The sequence below is a fragment of the Microbacterium sp. H83 genome (assembly GCF_001650405.1).
Taxonomy (GTDB): Bacteria; Actinomycetota; Actinomycetes; order Actinomycetales; family Microbacteriaceae; genus Microbacterium.
This window is the reverse complement of record NZ_LWCU01000018.1, coordinates 40,368-55,753: the sequence shown is the minus strand read 5'-3', so window position 1 is coordinate 55,753 and position 15,386 is coordinate 40,368. Positions and strand designations below refer to the sequence as shown.

The window sequence follows — 15,386 nt, the reverse complement described above, 5'->3', positions numbered from 1 at the left end:
GACGAGGGGGTCGGGCTGCGGCGGGAGTCAGCCGGGCGCGACCGAGGTCGGATGCCGACGGATCGTCGCGCTGACCAGGGCGGCGACCACGCACAGGCCGGCGGCGGCGAACCACGCGATCGTGTACTGACCGGTGTGGTCGCGCACGAGGCCCGCGAGCACGGATGCGATGCCCGCGCCGATCTGGTGCGACGCGAACACCCAGCCGAAGACGAGCGGACCGCGCGGGCCGAACAGCTCGCGGCACAGCGCGATCGTCGGCGGCACGGTGGCGACCCAGTCGAGCCCGTAGATGACGATGAACACGACGATGCTCGGCCGAACCTCGGCCGACAGCAGGCTGGGGAGGAACAGCAGGCTGACGCCGCGGAGCGCGTAGTACGCGGCGAGCAGGATGCGGGGATTCACACGGTCGGTGAGCCACCCCGAGAAGACCGTGCCGACGATGTCGAAGACGCCGACGACGGCGAGCAGACCGGCCGCGGTGGTCGTCGGCATCCCGTGGTCGTGGGCGCTGGGGATGAAATGCGTGCCGATCAGGCCGTTGGTCGTCGCGCCGCAGATCGCGAATCCGATCGCGAGCGCCCAGAACGTGCGGGTGCGCGCGGCATCGCGCAGGGTCGAGAGCGCGAGGGCCGCCGCTCCCCAGGCGCTGCCGCGCGGTGCGACGGGCTCGGGCCGGCCGGTGACGGGCTGGGCCGGCGCGACGGATGCCGGTGCGCCGGGTGCCTCGGCGCTCGGCGCGGTCTCGGCGCTCGCTGCGGTCTCGGCGCTCGGCGCGGTCTCGCCGTAGCGGCGCATGCCGAGGTCGCTCGGGCGGTTGCGCAGGAAGATCCAGACGAGCGGCACCACGGCGAGCGCCCCGCCCGCGATGACGAGCGATGCGCCGCGCCAGCCGACGTCCTCGGCCGCCGCCGCGATGATCGGCAGGAAGATCAGCTGTCCGGTCGCACTGCCGGCCGTGAGCACGCCCGAGACGAGGCCGCGTCTGGTCGCGAACCAGGTGTCGGTGATGGTGGCCGCGAAGACGAGCGCCATCGATCCCGTGCCGAGTCCGATCAGCACGCCCCACGTGAGGATGAGCTGTGCGGGCGTCGCGACGAAGACGCTCAGCGCGGCGCCGGCGCCGATCACGAACAGCGCCGTCACCGTGACGGCGCGGATGCCGAACCGCTGCATGAGGGCCGCCGCGAACGGAGCCGTCAGACCGAAGAGCAGCAGGTTGACGGTGACCGCCAGCGAGAGCTCGGCGGTCGTCCAGCCGAACTCGTCCTGCAGGGGGAGCATCAGCACGCCGGGCGCCGCGCGGAACCCGGCGGCGCCGATCAGGGCGATGAGCGCCACGAGGGCGACGATCCAGGCGGGGTGGATGCGGCGGCGACGCGGCCTCGGTGCGGCCGACTCCCGTGCCGGGGCGCCCGTCGGCTCCTCGACCGATTCGGCGGTCACGCCGCGCCACCGGCGACGAGGGCGAACGGCTCGCCGCCCATGCTGCGACGCGACCACCGAGTGGTGTCGGCGTCGAGCCGGGCCGCGCAACGGGCGCACCAGTCGACGGATACCGCCGCCTCGCCGCACCGTCCGCACGTGACGGTCAGGCCCCACGGGCCGTCGGGGTCGGTCGTGCGGGAGAACTGCGCGTAGGCGTGGAGGATCGGAAGGGTCTGCCGCCCGGCATCCGTCAGCCGGTAGTCCCGGTCTTCTCGCGCCACGAGTCCGGCATCCGTCATCGAGGCGAGGCGGCGGGCGAGCACGGAGTCGGCTGCTCCGGTCGCGTCGCGGAGCTCGTCGAAGCGCGTGCGACCCGAGAACAGCTCGCGAAGGATCAGGAGCACCCAGGGGTCGGCGAGCACGTCGGCGGAGCGGGCGATCGGGCAGGTCGCCGAGGACCAGTCGGAGCGGAGCGGCATCCGTCAACTTTCTTGAAGAAAGTATCCGATGTCAATGCTCGGTGAGGACGTTGCCGTTTTCGGACGTCGATCGTCGGTGATGCGTGCTTCGCGTCGGCCCTCCCGGCACGATCTCGATCTCGCGGCCGACCCGCCGGGCTCGGTCTCGGATCTCGCGGCCGACCCGCCGGGCTCGGTCTCGGATCTCGCGGCCGACGCGCAGGGCACGGCTTCGGATCTCGCGGCCGACGCGCCGGGCACGGCTTCGGATCTCACGAGCGACGCGGCCGGGCACAGTTTCGGATCTCGCGGCCGACTCGGCCGGGCACGGCTTCGGATCTCGCCGGCGACGCGCCGGGGCAGGGTGCGGATGCGCGGCGAGTCGCGCCCCGCATCCGAAGCTGTGCCCGCGGAAGGGAGGAGGCGGGGAGGAGACGGGCAGGAGGCGAGGGAGGGGGAGGTGGACTACTCAGCCACGCGGGCGGCGATGTCGGTGCGATGGTGCGAGCCCTCGAGCGTGATGCGTCCGATCGCCTCGTAGGCGCGGTCGCGAGCGGTGCGGAAGTCGGATGCCACGGCGACGACGTTGAGCACGCGTCCGCCCGTCGCGATGAGGGAGCCACCCGGGGCGTCGGGGCTCGCGGTCGCGGCGTGCACGAGGCGCACTCCCTCGACCGCGGCCGCGTCGGCCAGTCCCTCGATCGGACGTCCGGTCTGCGGTGCCTCGGGGTAGCCCTCGCTGGCGAGCACCACGGTGATGGCCACGTCGTCGCTGAAGACCGGCTCGGGCTGGTCCTCGAGGGTGCCGGATGCCGCGGCGAAGAGCAGCTCCGAGAGGGGCGTGACGAGTCGCGGCAGCACGATCTGGGTCTCGGGGTCGCCGAAGCGGGCGTTGAACTCGATCACGCGCACACCGGCGGGGGTGAGGATGAGTCCGGCGTAGAGCAGACCGATGAACGGCGTGCCCTCGCTGTCGAGCTGACGGATCACGGGCATCGCGACGTCTCGGGTGACCTCCTCGACGAAGGCTCTCTCGCTTCCGAACTGCTCGTCGAGCCACGGCAGCGGCGAGTACGCGCCCATGCCGCCGGTGTTGGGCCCCTCATCGCCGTCGAAGGCGCGCTTGAAGTCCTGCGCGGGGCTGAGCGCGCGCACGGTGTCGCCGTCGCTGAGGAAGAACAGCGAGACCTCGGGTCCCGACAGGAACTCCTCGATCAGCACCGGTCCGGACGGGAGGTAGTTCTCGGCATGCGCCAGGGCCTCGGCGCGGTCGGACGTGACGATGACGCCCTTGCCCGCCGCGAGGCCGTCGGCCTTCACCACGTGAGGTGCGCCGAGATCGTCGAACGCGGCCTCGACCTCGGCCGTCGTGGTGGCGCGCACGGCGCGACCGGTGGGCACGCCCGCAGCATCCATGATGCGCTTGGCGAACGACTTCGATCCCTCGAGCTGCGCCGCAGCCTTCCCGGGGCCGAACACGGGGATGCCGCGCTCGCGCAGCACGTCGGCGACGCCTGCGACGAGCGGTGCCTCGGGACCGACGACGACGAGGTCGATCGCGTTCTCGTTCGCGAACGACGTCACCGCGGCGCCGTCGAGCATGTCGAGCGAGACGGGCGTGGCATCCTGCGCGATCCCGGCGTTGCCCGGCGCGACGAAGACCTCGTGCTCCGCCTGCTCGGCCCGGAGGGCGAGGATGATCGCGTGCTCACGGGCACCGGAACCGAGGACGAGGATCTTCACCCGTCCAGCCTATCGAGGCGGGTGACTGTGTTCCGCGTCCACAACTCCGGAGATCCGGCCCGATCCGCGAGACAGACGGCGGCGGACAGGCGGCGGACGGCGTCAGGTCTGTGCCGATCTCCGGAGTTGTGAACCGCGGGATGTGCGCAATTCAGCACAGATCGGTGCGGGGACCGCTCTCACGCCGGATCCGGGTCGGATTTTCACCGGATCTGCTGAGTTGCGAACGGGGTCAGAGCTCGATCGGCCGCTCGACCGACGGATCCCAGTCCCGCGTCCACCCCGTGGCGTCGAAGAGCGCGTCGAGCACCATCGCGGTGAAGCCCCACACGATCGTGCCGTCGACGTCGAAGGCCGGTCCGCGCCAGGTGCGGCCGAAACGGTGGATCGTCGACGTGAAGCGGATGCTCGGATCCAGCAGCTGTGCGACCGGCACGCGGAACACGTCGACCGTCTCGGCGTGGTCGACCGCCGCGACGCGCGACGGCGAGCGCCACCAGGCGAGCACCGGGGTGACGAGGTGATTGCTCGCCGCGAGCGGCAGCTCGGCGAGGGTCGCGAGCACCTCGACGCCGGCGGGATCGAGCCCGGTCTCCTCGTGCGCCTCCCTGAGGGCGGTCGCGACGGCGTCGGCATCCTGTTCCTCGCGGCGCCCGCCGGGGAACGACACCTGCCCGGGGTGCGAGGACAGCGTCGCGGCACGCCGCTGCAGCAGGACGTCGAGGTCGGCGGCGACCGTGGCGTCGTCGTTCTCGGCGGGGGTGCTGTCGAGACGGCCGAAGAGCACGAGGACGGATGCCGGATGCGCGAGACCGTCGTTCGGCGGGAGCGCCGGCGCCCAGGCATCCGTACGCCGCGCAGCTGCGAGGAGTTCGGCTCGTGCGCCGTGCAGAGTCTCGGGATCCTGGCTCATCAGGTCGAGCCTATGCCCGCGCCGGGCGGGCGGGACGGGCTGTCGCGAATCTCGGAGGACCGCATCGTCCTCGGACGGTCGCGCGCCGAACGTCCGCGGGAAGCTCGAACGTCCGAGCCTCGGAGCGTGTGCGAGCGCGCGAGAGGGCGGATGCCGTGCCGCGGCGTACCCTGGATCGCATGCCCTCCCGCAGGATCGACATCATCGACGGACGCGCCGCGCTCGACGCCGTGCGAGCGGCCGAGGCTGCAGGGGAGAAGCCGATCCGCACGGATCTCGCGACGGCCGTCCGCTACCTGCTGCAGCTGCTCGACGAGAAGGCGCCGGGCAACAGCGTCGAGGTGCGCGTGCCGCCGTTCGGCGCGGTGCAGGTGATCCAGGGTCCGCGGCACACGCGCGGCACCCCGCCCAACGTCGTCGAGATGGATGCCGCCACCTGGATCGCGGTCGCGACGGGCGAGCAGCACTGGACGGATGCCGCCTCGGCCGGCCGCATCCAGGCATCCGGCACCCGCGCCGATCTCGTCGACGTCCTGCCGCTGCGTCCCTGACCGCCGCTGACCGGTCACTGACCCGACAGGTTCCGGGGGCCGACTGCCAGGAGGGCCTCAGAGACCTCGCCGCGCGACGACGAGCGGCACGCCCGTGACGGGATGCGGGAACACGTCGACGGCCTGCCCGTACACGGCCTCGATCCGCTCGGCCGTCAGCACGTCGGCAGCGGTGCCCGTGGCCGCGACCCGGCCGCCGGCGAGGAGTGTCACGCGGTCGGCGTGAGCGAGAGCGGCGTTGAGGTCGTGCAGCACGATCGCCACGGCGACTCCGGCATCCGCCTGGGCGCGGATGAGCCGCATGACGTCCTCGTGATGTTTGAGATCGAGGGCCGCGGTCGGCTCGTCGAGCAGCAGGATGCCGGTGCGCTGGGCGAGCACCCGCGCCAGTGCCACCCGTGCGCGCTCGCCGCCCGACAGCGACGTGACCGCGCGACCGGCCATGGCCGTCACCTCGGTCGCCGCCATCGCCTCGGCCACGACCTCGTCATCCTCGTCGGCGGCGCCGGTGCGCGCCCATGGGGCGCGTCCCATGCGCACGACCTGCTCGACGGTGAACGGGAAGGTCACCGCGTTCTCCTGCAGCAGTACGGCTCGGGCGCGGGCCATGTCCGGCGCGCGGATGCCGCCGATCGCGGCGCCGTCCAGCAGGACCTCGCCGGACGCCGGAGCCACGTCGCCCGCGAGCACACCGAAGAGCGTCGACTTGCCCGCGCCGTTCGGCCCGACCAGTGCGTGGATCTCGCCGGCGCGCACCGAGATCGCCGCGTCGTCGAGGATCGCTCGACCAGCGGCGACGCGCACCGTGATGCCGGCGCCCTGCAGTCGGATCCTCATGCCCACCCTCCCGACCGGCGCCGGGTGCGCACCAGCAGCCAGAGGAAGAACGGCCCGCCGACCAGCGAGGTGATCATGCCGATGGGGAGGTCGGCGAGGGGCACGGCGGTGCGCGCGACGAGGTCGGCGATCGCGATGAGCAGCGCCCCGCCGAGCGCGGACGCGATCACGAGCGGAAGATGCGCGGGCCCGATGATCATGCGCATGAGGTGCGGGACCACGAGCCCCGCGAACCCGATGATGCCGGCGAAGGCGACCGCGGCGCACACGAGGATCGCGACGGTGACGATCACCACCATGCGCAGCAGCTCGACGTTCACGCCCAGGTGCCGGGCGGTGCGCTCGCCGAGGGCGAAGAGGTCGAGCTGCGGCGAGACGATCAGCGCCACGACGATCCCGATCGCGACGAGAGGCGCGACGAGAGCGGCGTTCGACCACAGTGCGCCGTTGAGCGATCCGAGCTGCCAGAACACGATCTGCTCGCGAGTCGACGTGGTGCCGAGGAAGGTGAGGAAGGCCATGCCTGCTCCGGCGATCGCGTTGATCGCTATCCCGGTGAGCAGCAGGGTCACGACCTCGGTGCGGCCGCCCGAGCGACTGATGAAGTACACGGCGAGCACCGCCGCGAGTCCGCCGAGGAACGCGAACACCGGGGTCGTCCACATCCCGAAGGACGCCAGCCCGAGCGTGATGCTCGCCGCGGCGCCGAGAGCGGCCCCGGACGAGACGCCGACGACGCCGGCATCCGCCAGCGGGTTGCCGAAGATCGCCTGCATGAGCACGCCCGAGACGGCGAGCGCCGCGCCGACGAGCAGCCCGAGCACGAGGCGGGGGAGTCGCAGGTTGTAGATCACGCCGTAGTCGGTGGTGCCGGTCGGCGCCCACGCGGTGTCGATGCCGACCCCGCGCAGCAGCACGCCGATGAGATCCGTCGGCGAGAGCGAGTACTGCCCGCTGGTGATCGAGACGATGCAGGTCGCGATCAGAGCGACCGCGAGGCCGATCGTGACGAGCGCGAAGCGGAGTCCCCGGTGCGACGACGGAGTGCGGGTGACGACCTCGCCGCTCACGCGGAGGGCTCGGACGAATCGGCTCCCGAGGGAGATCCCGAGGAGGCGGACGGCGCGTAGAGGGCGCGGGCGATCGCCCCGATGACGTCGGCGGATCGCGGGCCGAAGCTCAGGATCTCGCTGTCGGCCATGTCGATGACCCGGCGGTGGGCGCCGGCGGGCGTCTCGGCGAGCGCGGGGATGCGCTCGAGCAGGCCGTCGATGCCGTCGACCGACTCGAGGCCGTCGGTCATCATCACGAGCACATCGGGCTGCGCGGCGACGAGCGCCTCGGCGGTCATCGGCTTCATGCCCTCCCATCCGATCTCGGCGGCCACATCCACGCCGCCGACGGCGTCGATCAGGGAGTCCGCTCCGGAGTCCTCGCCGAAGATGTAGTAGATGTTCGCGTTGCCGCGGACGTAGAGGAACAGCATCCGCGCCCTGTCGTCGACGCGGGCGGGCACGACCTCGGCGATCTCCGCGAGCGATGCCTGGAGTTCGGCGTCGAGGCGCTCGATCAGGGCCTGTCCGCGGCTCGGCACCCCGAGCGCGGCGGCGATCTCCGTCACCAGGTCGTCGGTGGTGTCGAGACGCCGGTCGCTCGACACGACGACGATCGCGATGCCCGCGTCGCGCAGCTGCTGACGGATCTCCTTCGGGCCGATCGAGGTGTCGGTGAGGACGATCGTGGGCGCGAGCTCGAGGATCGCCTCGGCGTTCAGCGTGTGCCCGGTCTTGGTCACGACCGGGAGGTCCTCCGTGCCGGCGAACATCGTGGACGAGTCGCGTCCGACCACCTGATCGCCGAGTCCGAGCGCGAAGACCGTCGACGCGATGGTGCCCGAGATGTCGATCGGGAGGATGCGGTCGACGTCCGTGACCTCGACCTCGCGTCCCTCGCTGTCGGTGACCGTGACCGGCAGATCGGGCGCCGTGTCGTCGCTCACCGGCTCGATGGCCGCGCTCGAGAGGCACGCGGTCGAGCCTCCGGTGGTCGCGCGGACGTCGTCGACGAGGTCGAGCGACGCGAGGGGAGCGGATGCCTGCGGGCACGCGTCGATCACGTCGGTCGAGTGCGGTGCGGCGGCGGCTCCGGGGTCGGCGCATCCCGCCAGGCCCAGGACGAGAGCGGCAGCGAGGAGGACGGCAGGTACGCGGCGCATTAGGCAAGGCTAGCCTAAAACTTGACGCTGCCTCGCGGCCCCCTCTATTCTTCGGAACGGAGCTTACTTAGCTAAGCCTAACCAACAAACATCTTCCTGCCCGACTGCATTGCGGCACCGGCGGCACGCGTCCGCTGCGCGCCCCGGGGCCTGGAGAAACGTGAACGCCACAGCCACAGCATCCCCGGGGAGCAGCCGCATACGCGCCCTGCTCGCCGCCCTCATCTCCGTCCTCCTGATAGCGGCCGGGGCGGTGATCGCACCCCCGGCGCACGCCACGAGCGGCTCGGTCACGGCATCTGTGACCTCCGCCGGCACGTCGGGCATCACCGTGCAGGTCGACGCGTCCGGCCTCCCCGAGGTGGCGAGCGTCTACGCGGCCCTCATCGTGAAGGGCACGGAGAGCGGACTCTCCGGCCCGGGCGGCGGGTACGCGGCCTTCGCCATCCCCTTCCCAGCCGTGACGGCGGGCGCCAGCTCGTTCACTCTCACCGCTCCCGCCGCCTCGCTCGACCGCTCCGAGGTCTACGAGGTGCTCGTCTGGCAGCAGCACTCGGTGCCGAACGCCGAGACGATCTACGCGCGCGGCGACGTCGCCGTCTCCGACGCGCAGTGGGACGCGGTCTTCGGACCGGTGACCCCCGAGCCGGGAACTGACCCGGGTACCGATCCGGGTACGGATCCCGGCACCGACCCGGGCACCGACCCGGGCACGCACCCCGGCACCGACCCGGGCACGGACCCGGGCACCGACCCGGGCACGGATCCCGGCACCGACCCCGGCACGACGCCCGAGCCCGTCGAGCCGACCATCGAGGTCTTCCTCTCCGACGGCACGACCCCCGTCGGGGACACGCCGCTGACGACCGGCGACACGATCGTCGTCGCGGGTTCGGGCTACGACCCGACGGCGAACGTCGGCGGTCGCGGAGTCCCGATCCCCGCCGACCTCCCCCAGGGCACCTACGTCGTGTTCGGCAACTTCGCCGCGGACTGGAAGCCGTCCGCGGGCGCAGCCGGCTCCGCGCGCTCCGTGGGCTCGCAGGCCTGGGCGCTGTCCGAGGCGGTTCTCGAGAAGGTCCCGACGCAGTACCAGGGTGCGATCCGCGCACAGTGGGTGGACATCGCGGCCGACGGCACGTTCCGGGCGACCCTCACGCTCAAGGACGCCAAGGCCACGCCCGGGGCGTACGGCGTCTTCACCTACGGCGCCGGCGGAGTGACGAATGCCGCGCAGGAGCGCAGCGTCGCGGTGAACTACACGGTCGCCCCGAAGATCTCCGCGACGGCGGCGCTCGCCGCGGGAGAGCCGGGCGTGACGACCACCGTCACCGGCACCGATTTCGGCTCGACTACGGGCGTGTACGCAGCCGTCATCGAGGCCGGGACCGAAGCGGACGTCACGGCCGGCGGCGGCTTCGCCGCCATGCAGTACGTGCGCGGCATCACGGGCGGCGCCTTCAGCGTCGACCTCACGGCGAAGGCCGCTGCGCTCGACCGCGGCACGGACTACGAGGTCATCGTCTGGACGCAGCACACGCTTCCGAACGCCCAGACCATCCTCGCGCGCACCCCTGTCGTCATCGGCGACGCCGTCTGGGATGCCCTGCAGCCCGCCGACCCCGCCATCGAGGTGTTCCTGGCGGACGGCGTGACGCCGGCCGGATCGACCGCGGTCAAAGCGGGCGACACGATCGTCGTGAAGGGCTCCGGATACGACCCGACGGCCAATGTCGGCGGTCGCGGAGTCCCGATCCCCGCGGACCTGCCGCAGGGCACCTATGTCGTGTTCGGCAACTTCGCGGCGGCGTGGCAGCCGTCCGCCGGCGCCGCCTCGTCGACGCGCTCCGTCGGCGCGCAGGCGTGGGCGCTCGCCGAGTCCGTGCTCGAGAAGGTCCCGGCGCAGTACCAGGGTGCGATCCGCTCGCAGTGGGTCGACATCGCCGCGGACGGCACGTTCGAGGCCACGCTCACTCTCGCGGATGCGAAGGCGACTCCCGGCTCCTACGGCGTCTACACCTACGGCGCGGGCGGCGTGGTGAACGCCGCCCAGGAGCGCAGCGTGCCGCTGAACTACGGCACGGCGCCTGCGGTCACGACGACCGTCGCGTCGGCCACCGCAGAGGACGGCCTCACGGTCACGGCATCCGGATCGAAGCTCGGCGACATCACGGGCGCGTACGTCGCCCTGATCGAGGCGGGCACCGAGGCCGATGTCACGGCCGGCGGCGGATTCCTCGCGATGCAGTACGTCCGCGGCATCGCGGGCGGCGCGTTCACCGTCGACCTGACGGCTGCCGCCGACGCGCTCGACCGCACGAAGACCTACGAGGTCATCGCGTGGCAGCAGCACACGATGCCGACCGCGAGCACGATCTACGCGCGGGCCGGGGTCTCGATCACCGACGAGCAGTGGGATGCGCTGACGGGCGAGAAGCCCGAGGTGCCCACCACTCCGCCGACGACGCCCCCGACCACGACCCCGACGCCGCCCGCGGTGTCGGTGCCGGGAGGATCGCTGCGCTGGGCCATCTCCACGTCGTTCACGAGCTACGTCACCGGCGGCATCGCGAAGGGGGCGATCGACGTCTCGAACGGCGCGACCCGCGCCGACGGCCTGTTCCAGTTCGGGCAGACGGTGGGCGGCGACTACGACGCGGCATCGGGCCTGGGCAGCGTCGTCTACCGCGGATCGGTGCGCTTCACCGGTCACAACGGCGTGCTCGACGTCACGGTCTCGAACCCGCAGATCCGCGTCACCTCCGCCGGTGCGGCGACGCTGTCGGTCACGAGCGGCGGCGCGCAGGTGCCGTTCGCCACTCTCGACCTCTCTCGCGCCGTGGTCACGCGGGCGAACGGAGCGGTCACCTACTCCTCGGCACCCGCGTCGCTCACGGCCGACGGTCGTGACCGGGTGCTCGCGGGCAACACCACGACCCTCGACCCGGTGACGTTCACGATCGGCTCCGCTGCCGCGGCGCCGTCCGGGACGACGGGCACCGTGGCGGCGGCGGTGGTGAAGGCCAAGGCCTCCCTCCCGTCCACGCCTCCCGCGACGTCCGGCATCCAGATCGACGAGGCGAACCTCGCGGCTCTGCAGTCCGGCCGGTCCGCCTCGTTCTCAGCATCCGGCTTCCAGCCGAACGAGGAGGACATCCAGGTGGTGGTGTACTCCACGCCGGTGCTGCTCGACACGGTGACGGCGGATGCGTCGGGCGTCGCCACCTGGACGGGCTCGCTCCCGGCAGGCCTGGAGGACGGCGCGCACACGCTGACGCTGCAGGGCTCGGTCGATCGGGGTCTGGCCTTCACCCTGACGCGTGAGACCGCCGCGATCGGCGCGTGCACCGTCTCCGGCGCGACGCTGCAGTGGGGCTACAAGGAGTCGTTCCGCACCTACATCGAGGGCATCGCGAAGGGCGGCTGGACGCTGACGGACGTGGAGTACCGCTACCCGGACTACGTCTGGGAGAACGGCTCCGGCTCGTTCGACGACGAGACGCTCACGGGTCTCATCACCTTCGGCGGCAGCATCGCGTTCACCGGACACGACGGCGCGCTGAACACCACGCTGTCGAACGCCCGACTCGAGCTCGCCGGCGACACCGGCTACCTCGTGTTCGACGTGCTCGGCACCACGCAGGACGGGCAGAGCGTCGATCAGCAGGGCGTGCGTCTCGCGGAGTTCGCCGTCGGCGACGCGGCCGTGGTCGACGGCGTCCTGTCGCTCGACGCCGTGCCCACCACCCTCACGGAGGCCGGTTCCGCGGCGTTCGGCACCTACGCCGCCGGCGAGGAGCTGGATCCGGTGACGGCGACGATCCCGGTGGCGGCCGACTGCGGCGTCGTGGCGGACGACGAACAGGAGCCGGCCGAGGCGGAGACGACGGATGCCGCGGCATCCCTCACCGCCGTCGCGGACACGGGCGACGCACCGGTCTGGCCGTGGATCGTCGGCGGCCTCGTGGTCGTCGCGCTCGCGGCGGGAGGCGGCGTGCTCGTCGCGCGCCGGAACCGCGCGAAGGCCGAGGGCGCCGAGGTCACGACCGAGGTCTGATCCGACAGTCGCCCCCCGGACGGCGATGCCCTCCCCGCAGCGGACGCGGGGAGGGCATCGCTCCGTCTCAGGACAGAACCCGGGACGGCTCGGACGGTGGGACAATGGAGTCATGTCCTTCCACGAGACCCACCAGACGGTCGAGGCGACCGTGCGCCGCGTGCCGCGCATCGGCGTGTTCATGGGCATCGGCGTCGTGCTCGGCGTCATCGCCGCCGGCATCCTCACGATGGTGGGCAGCTTCGAGCCGTCCGAGGCCGCCGACGTCGTCTACCCTCCGGGCCAGGTCTTCGGATTCCTGCTGCTGTGGACCGCACCCATCGGCCTCGCGCTGGGCGCCGTGGTGTCGCTGATCCTCGAGCGCGTCGCCCGCCGCCACGACCGGGTCGTGCGCGTCGAGCACGAGACGATCATCGAGGCGGACTGACCTCGATCACGCCAGCTCGGCGATGATCGGCCGGATGGCCGAGTCGAACGACACCACGTCGCGCCGCAGACCGTCGGTCACCGCGACGGTCAGCGCTCCGATCCACCAGATGCCCCGCTGCGAGAACGGCAGCACCTGCACGTTCAGCTCGAACGAGTGCGCCCGCCGGCCGATGTCCCGCTCGAACTCCGCGATCGCGCTGGCGTACGCGCGGTAGGCGTCGCCGCCGGTGGACGCGGCGTGCGAGCGCGAGCCCATCGACGCCCGGATCGACGACACGTATCGATCGTGCGCGACGCGCGCGAAGCGCAGCGCCGACGCGGCGTGCGGCATGATCGCCTCGGCGAGCTGCTCCGACCCGGATGCCGGCAGCGCGACGAGCGTGTCGAAGCCCTCGACGAGCTCCAGCGGGACGCCCGACGGGTGGGCGCGCGGCTCGACCGTCATGTCCCAGTAATCCCGCCACTGCTTCTCGAGCTCGGGCGTGACGTCGACGGCATCCGGGGCCCTGACCGGCAGGTCGCGCAGGCTCGGCAGGTCTGCGGGGGCGCGGATGCCGAGGGCCTGCCGCAGCGCGAGGGCCACGAGGACGGGAACGCTCGCGTCCTCGCGGATCAGCCACTGCGGCTTGTCGGCCATGGCCCCATCGTAGGAGACGCTCCGGGCATCAGGGCAGTGCGGATCGACGACACGAGCGGCATCCTCGATCGGGCGGGCGCGTCAGCGGTGGATGAGCTGCTGCCAGTCGTCCGGCACGCGGCCCGCCGGTCCCGGAACCGGCTGATCGGCAGGATGGCTGTCGGGCGCGGCCAGCTCGGGACCGTCGACGACGGCCTCGTCGACGTAGTCCCAGAACCAGTCCTCTCCGGGCTCGAAGCTCTGGATGAGACGGTGCCCCGTCGCGCGGAAATGCGCCGTGGCATGCTGCCCCGGCGAGGTGTCGCAGCAGCCCACGTGGCCGCACGCGCCGCAGCGCCGCAGATGCACCCAGAACCCGCCGTCCTCGTCGCACTCGACGCATCCGGTCCCGGACGGAACGGCACTCGTATCGATGTCGGTCACCCTGTCTCCTCTCAGAACGCCAGTGCGCGGTGGACGGACGCCACCGCGCTGGACCCTTCGCCGACGGCGGCGGCGACCCGCTTCATCGACCCGCGCCGGACATCTCCGGCCGCGAACACGCGCGGAGCCGACGTCTCGAACGGCAGCGGCTCGCGGCCCAGACCCTGCCACTGGTCGAGGGTCTGGACTCCCACATCCGTGCCGGTGCGGATGAAGCCCTCGGCATCGCGGTCGAGGGTCGGCAGCCACGAGGTCGCCGGCGTCGCCCCGATGAAGCAGAACAGCCCGCGGGCGTCGACCTCACCGACGGTGTCGATGCGGACCGACCGCAGGGAGTCGTCGCCGTCAAGACCCGTGACGTTCGACGCGGTGTGCACGCGCACGCGGGCGTCGTCGGCGAGACGATCCGCGAGATAGCTCGACATCCGGGAGCCGAGATCAGGGCCGCGCACCACGAGATGCACGGGGGAGCCGTGGGAGGCGAGGTAGAGCGCGGCCTGTCCGGCCGAGTTCGCGCCGCCGACCACCACCACGGGCTTGCCCTGCACCTGACGGAGCTCGAGGGGTGTCGCCGCGTAGTACACGCCGGAGCGCTCGAAGTCCTGCCACCGGTCGAGGTCGAGCCTGCGGTACGCAGCGCCGGAGGTCACGATCACGCTGCGGGCGCGGATCAGCCGCCCGTCCGAGAGGGCGACGTCGAGGAGCTCGGGAGACAGGCGCGTGAGGCCCACCGCCTCGCACGGCGCATACACACGGACTCCGAACTTGAGCGCCTGGAGGATCGCCTGCCCGATGAGGTCGCCGCCGCTCACCCCGAACGGGAACCCGAGGAAGTTCTCGATGCGCGAGGTCGCCGCCGCCTGACCGCCCGGCGCCACCGCGTCGAGCAGAACAGTGCTCAGCCCCTCGGAGGCGCCGTAGATGGCGGCCGCGAGTCCCGCGGGGCCTCCGCCGACCACGACGAGATCGACGACCTCGTCGGCCTGCGCGTGGTAGCTCAGGCCCAGTCGCTCGGCGACCAGACCGGGTGTCGCCCGCATGAGCGGCTCGCCCTGGATGAAGGCGACGGGGAGGTCGTCGAGGGTGATGTCGTGCGTGTCGAGCGAGCCGAGGTCGTCGGGCGGGAGCGCGACCGCCTTGTGCACCAGGTCCAGGCGCTCCGCGAAGCGGCGCAGCGCCAGGAAGTCGCTCGAGGCCGTCGTGCCGACGAACTTGAGGGTCATGGCCGCCGGTCCGGTGCGCAGCGACTCGCGTCGCGCCCACAGCGCATGCAGGATGAGGTCGCACAGCTCGTCGTCCTCGTTCATGAGCGCGCGCAGGCCCGTTCGTGTGACCCGGTGCACCCGACCCGGCGTCGTGACGCGGGCCGAGAGGAACGCCCCCTGCCCGTTGAGCAGCCCCAGCTCGCCGGCGAAGGTGCGCGGCCCCATCGTGGTGATCACCGCCTCATCGACCCAGCGCAGGGCATCGCGGACGATCTCGACCTCGCCCGACTCGATGACGATCAGGTCGTAGCCCGGCTCCCCGGTGCGGAACACGTAGTCGCCGACCGCGACGTCCTCCGGAGTCCCGGCGGCGACGAGACGCTCCCACTGCTCGTCGGTCAGCGTCGGCGACATGACGGGATCCGCCGGCGGGGATGCGGCGGAGGGATCGGAGGGGCGGGAGGCGGCTGTCGGCGGACGATCGGGC

The 15,386-nt window shown here is 72.2% G+C and carries 13 protein-coding genes; 3 read left to right on the top strand and 10 right to left on the bottom strand.

Annotated elements, in window-relative coordinates; translation table 11 throughout:
- Window positions 1-27: 27 nt before the first annotated feature.
- The 4 genes from A4X16_RS09145 to A4X16_RS09125 all read right to left on the bottom strand — a co-directional run bounded on the left by A4X16_RS09145 (window position 28) and on the right by A4X16_RS09125 (window position 4,545).
- Window positions 28-1,449 carry an MFS transporter gene (locus A4X16_RS09145; RefSeq protein ID WP_067119672.1) on the bottom strand — a complete coding sequence of 474 codons (1,422 nt, stop codon included), beginning with the start codon at window positions 1,447-1,449 and terminating at the stop codon, window positions 28-30.
- Window positions 1,446-1,910 carry a winged helix-turn-helix transcriptional regulator gene (locus A4X16_RS09140; RefSeq protein ID WP_067119671.1) on the bottom strand — a complete coding sequence of 155 codons (465 nt, stop codon included), beginning with the start codon at window positions 1,908-1,910 and terminating at the stop codon, window positions 1,446-1,448. Before A4X16_RS09140 ends, A4X16_RS09145 begins: the two co-directional genes overlap by 4 nt.
- Before the next feature lie 444 nt (window positions 1,911-2,354).
- On the bottom strand, window positions 2,355-3,632 hold the full coding sequence (gene purD, locus A4X16_RS09130) for a phosphoribosylamine--glycine ligase (protein ID WP_067119663.1): 1,278 nt from the start codon (window positions 3,630-3,632) through the stop codon (window positions 2,355-2,357).
- A 232-nt stretch (window positions 3,633-3,864) separates the two neighbouring features.
- On the bottom strand, window positions 3,865-4,545 hold the full coding sequence (locus A4X16_RS09125; RefSeq protein WP_067119656.1) for an NUDIX hydrolase: 681 nt from the start codon (window positions 4,543-4,545) through the stop codon (window positions 3,865-3,867).
- Window positions 4,546-4,724: 179 nt separating this feature from the next.
- Here A4X16_RS09125 and A4X16_RS09120 point away from each other — a divergent pair, with 179 nt between their 5' ends.
- The gene (locus A4X16_RS09120) at window positions 4,725-5,096 is read left to right on the top strand and encodes a sterol carrier family protein (protein WP_067119653.1); all 372 of its coding nucleotides are present in this window, start codon (window positions 4,725-4,727) and stop codon (window positions 5,094-5,096) included.
- A 57-nt stretch (window positions 5,097-5,153) separates the two neighbouring features.
- Here the strand turns inward: A4X16_RS09120 and A4X16_RS09115 are convergent, their stop codons facing one another.
- From A4X16_RS09115 to A4X16_RS09105, 3 genes are read right to left on the bottom strand one after another with little or no spacing between them, the layout of a single operon-like run.
- On the bottom strand, window positions 5,154-5,933 hold the full coding sequence (locus A4X16_RS09115; RefSeq protein ID WP_082914379.1) for a heme ABC transporter ATP-binding protein: 780 nt from the start codon (window positions 5,931-5,933) through the stop codon (window positions 5,154-5,156).
- Complete coding sequence (locus tag A4X16_RS09110; RefSeq protein ID WP_067119649.1) at window positions 5,930-7,003, bottom strand: FecCD family ABC transporter permease; 1,074 nt, start codon at window positions 7,001-7,003, stop codon at window positions 5,930-5,932. The genes A4X16_RS09115 and A4X16_RS09110 overlap by 4 nt, the downstream gene beginning before the upstream one ends.
- Complete coding sequence (locus tag A4X16_RS09105; RefSeq protein WP_067119646.1) at window positions 7,000-8,148, bottom strand: heme/hemin ABC transporter substrate-binding protein; 1,149 nt, start codon at window positions 8,146-8,148, stop codon at window positions 7,000-7,002. The genes A4X16_RS09110 and A4X16_RS09105 overlap by 4 nt, the downstream gene beginning before the upstream one ends.
- A 160-nt stretch (window positions 8,149-8,308) precedes the next feature.
- On the opposite strand from A4X16_RS09105, the gene A4X16_RS09095 reads away from it, so the two are divergent.
- On the top strand, window positions 8,309-12,205 hold the full coding sequence (locus A4X16_RS09095) for an HtaA domain-containing protein (protein ID WP_157560066.1): 3,897 nt from the start codon (window positions 8,309-8,311) through the stop codon (window positions 12,203-12,205).
- 112 nt (window positions 12,206-12,317) lie between these two features.
- Window positions 12,318-12,632, top strand: coding sequence for a hypothetical protein (locus tag A4X16_RS09090; RefSeq protein WP_067119637.1), 315 nt, complete (start codon window positions 12,318-12,320; stop codon window positions 12,630-12,632).
- Window positions 12,633-12,638: 6 nt separating this feature from the next.
- Here the strand turns inward: A4X16_RS09090 and A4X16_RS09085 are convergent, their stop codons facing one another.
- The 3 genes from A4X16_RS09085 to A4X16_RS09075 all read right to left on the bottom strand — a co-directional run bounded on the left by A4X16_RS09085 (window position 12,639) and on the right by A4X16_RS09075 (window position 15,313).
- Complete coding sequence (locus tag A4X16_RS09085; RefSeq protein ID WP_067119634.1) at window positions 12,639-13,271, bottom strand: zinc-binding alcohol dehydrogenase; 633 nt, start codon at window positions 13,269-13,271, stop codon at window positions 12,639-12,641.
- Window positions 13,272-13,352: 81 nt separating this feature from the next.
- On the bottom strand, window positions 13,353-13,694 hold the full coding sequence (locus A4X16_RS09080; RefSeq protein WP_067119632.1) for a UBP-type zinc finger domain-containing protein: 342 nt from the start codon (window positions 13,692-13,694) through the stop codon (window positions 13,353-13,355).
- An 11-nt stretch (window positions 13,695-13,705) separates the two neighbouring features.
- The gene (locus A4X16_RS09075; protein WP_067119629.1) at window positions 13,706-15,313 is read right to left on the bottom strand and encodes an FAD-dependent oxidoreductase; all 1,608 of its coding nucleotides are present in this window, start codon (window positions 15,311-15,313) and stop codon (window positions 13,706-13,708) included.
- Between the last annotated feature and the right edge of the window lie 73 nt (window positions 15,314-15,386).

Bases quoted from the DNA above. Each gene is read 5' to 3' on its own strand.
- A4X16_RS09140 (WP_067119671.1), bottom strand. From the start codon at position 1,910: ATGCCGCTCCGCTCCGACTGGTCCTCGGCGACCTGCCCGATCGCCCGC.
- A4X16_RS09125 (WP_067119656.1), bottom strand. From the start codon at position 4,545: ATGAGCCAGGATCCCGAGACTCTGCACGGCGCACGAGCCGAACTCCTC.
- A4X16_RS09120 (WP_067119653.1), top strand. From the start codon at position 4,725: ATGCCCTCCCGCAGGATCGACATCATCGACGGACGCGCCGCGCTCGAC.
- A4X16_RS09115 (WP_082914379.1), bottom strand. From the start codon at position 5,933: ATGAGGATCCGACTGCAGGGCGCCGGCATCACGGTGCGCGTCGCCGCT.
- A4X16_RS09105 (WP_067119646.1), bottom strand. From the start codon at position 8,148: ATGCGCCGCGTACCTGCCGTCCTCCTCGCTGCCGCTCTCGTCCTGGGC.
- A4X16_RS09090 (WP_067119637.1), top strand. From the start codon at position 12,318: ATGTCCTTCCACGAGACCCACCAGACGGTCGAGGCGACCGTGCGCCGC.
- A4X16_RS09085 (WP_067119634.1), bottom strand. From the start codon at position 13,271: ATGGCCGACAAGCCGCAGTGGCTGATCCGCGAGGACGCGAGCGTTCCC.
- A4X16_RS09075 (WP_067119629.1), bottom strand. From the start codon at position 15,313: ATGTCGCCGACGCTGACCGACGAGCAGTGGGAGCGTCTCGTCGCCGCC.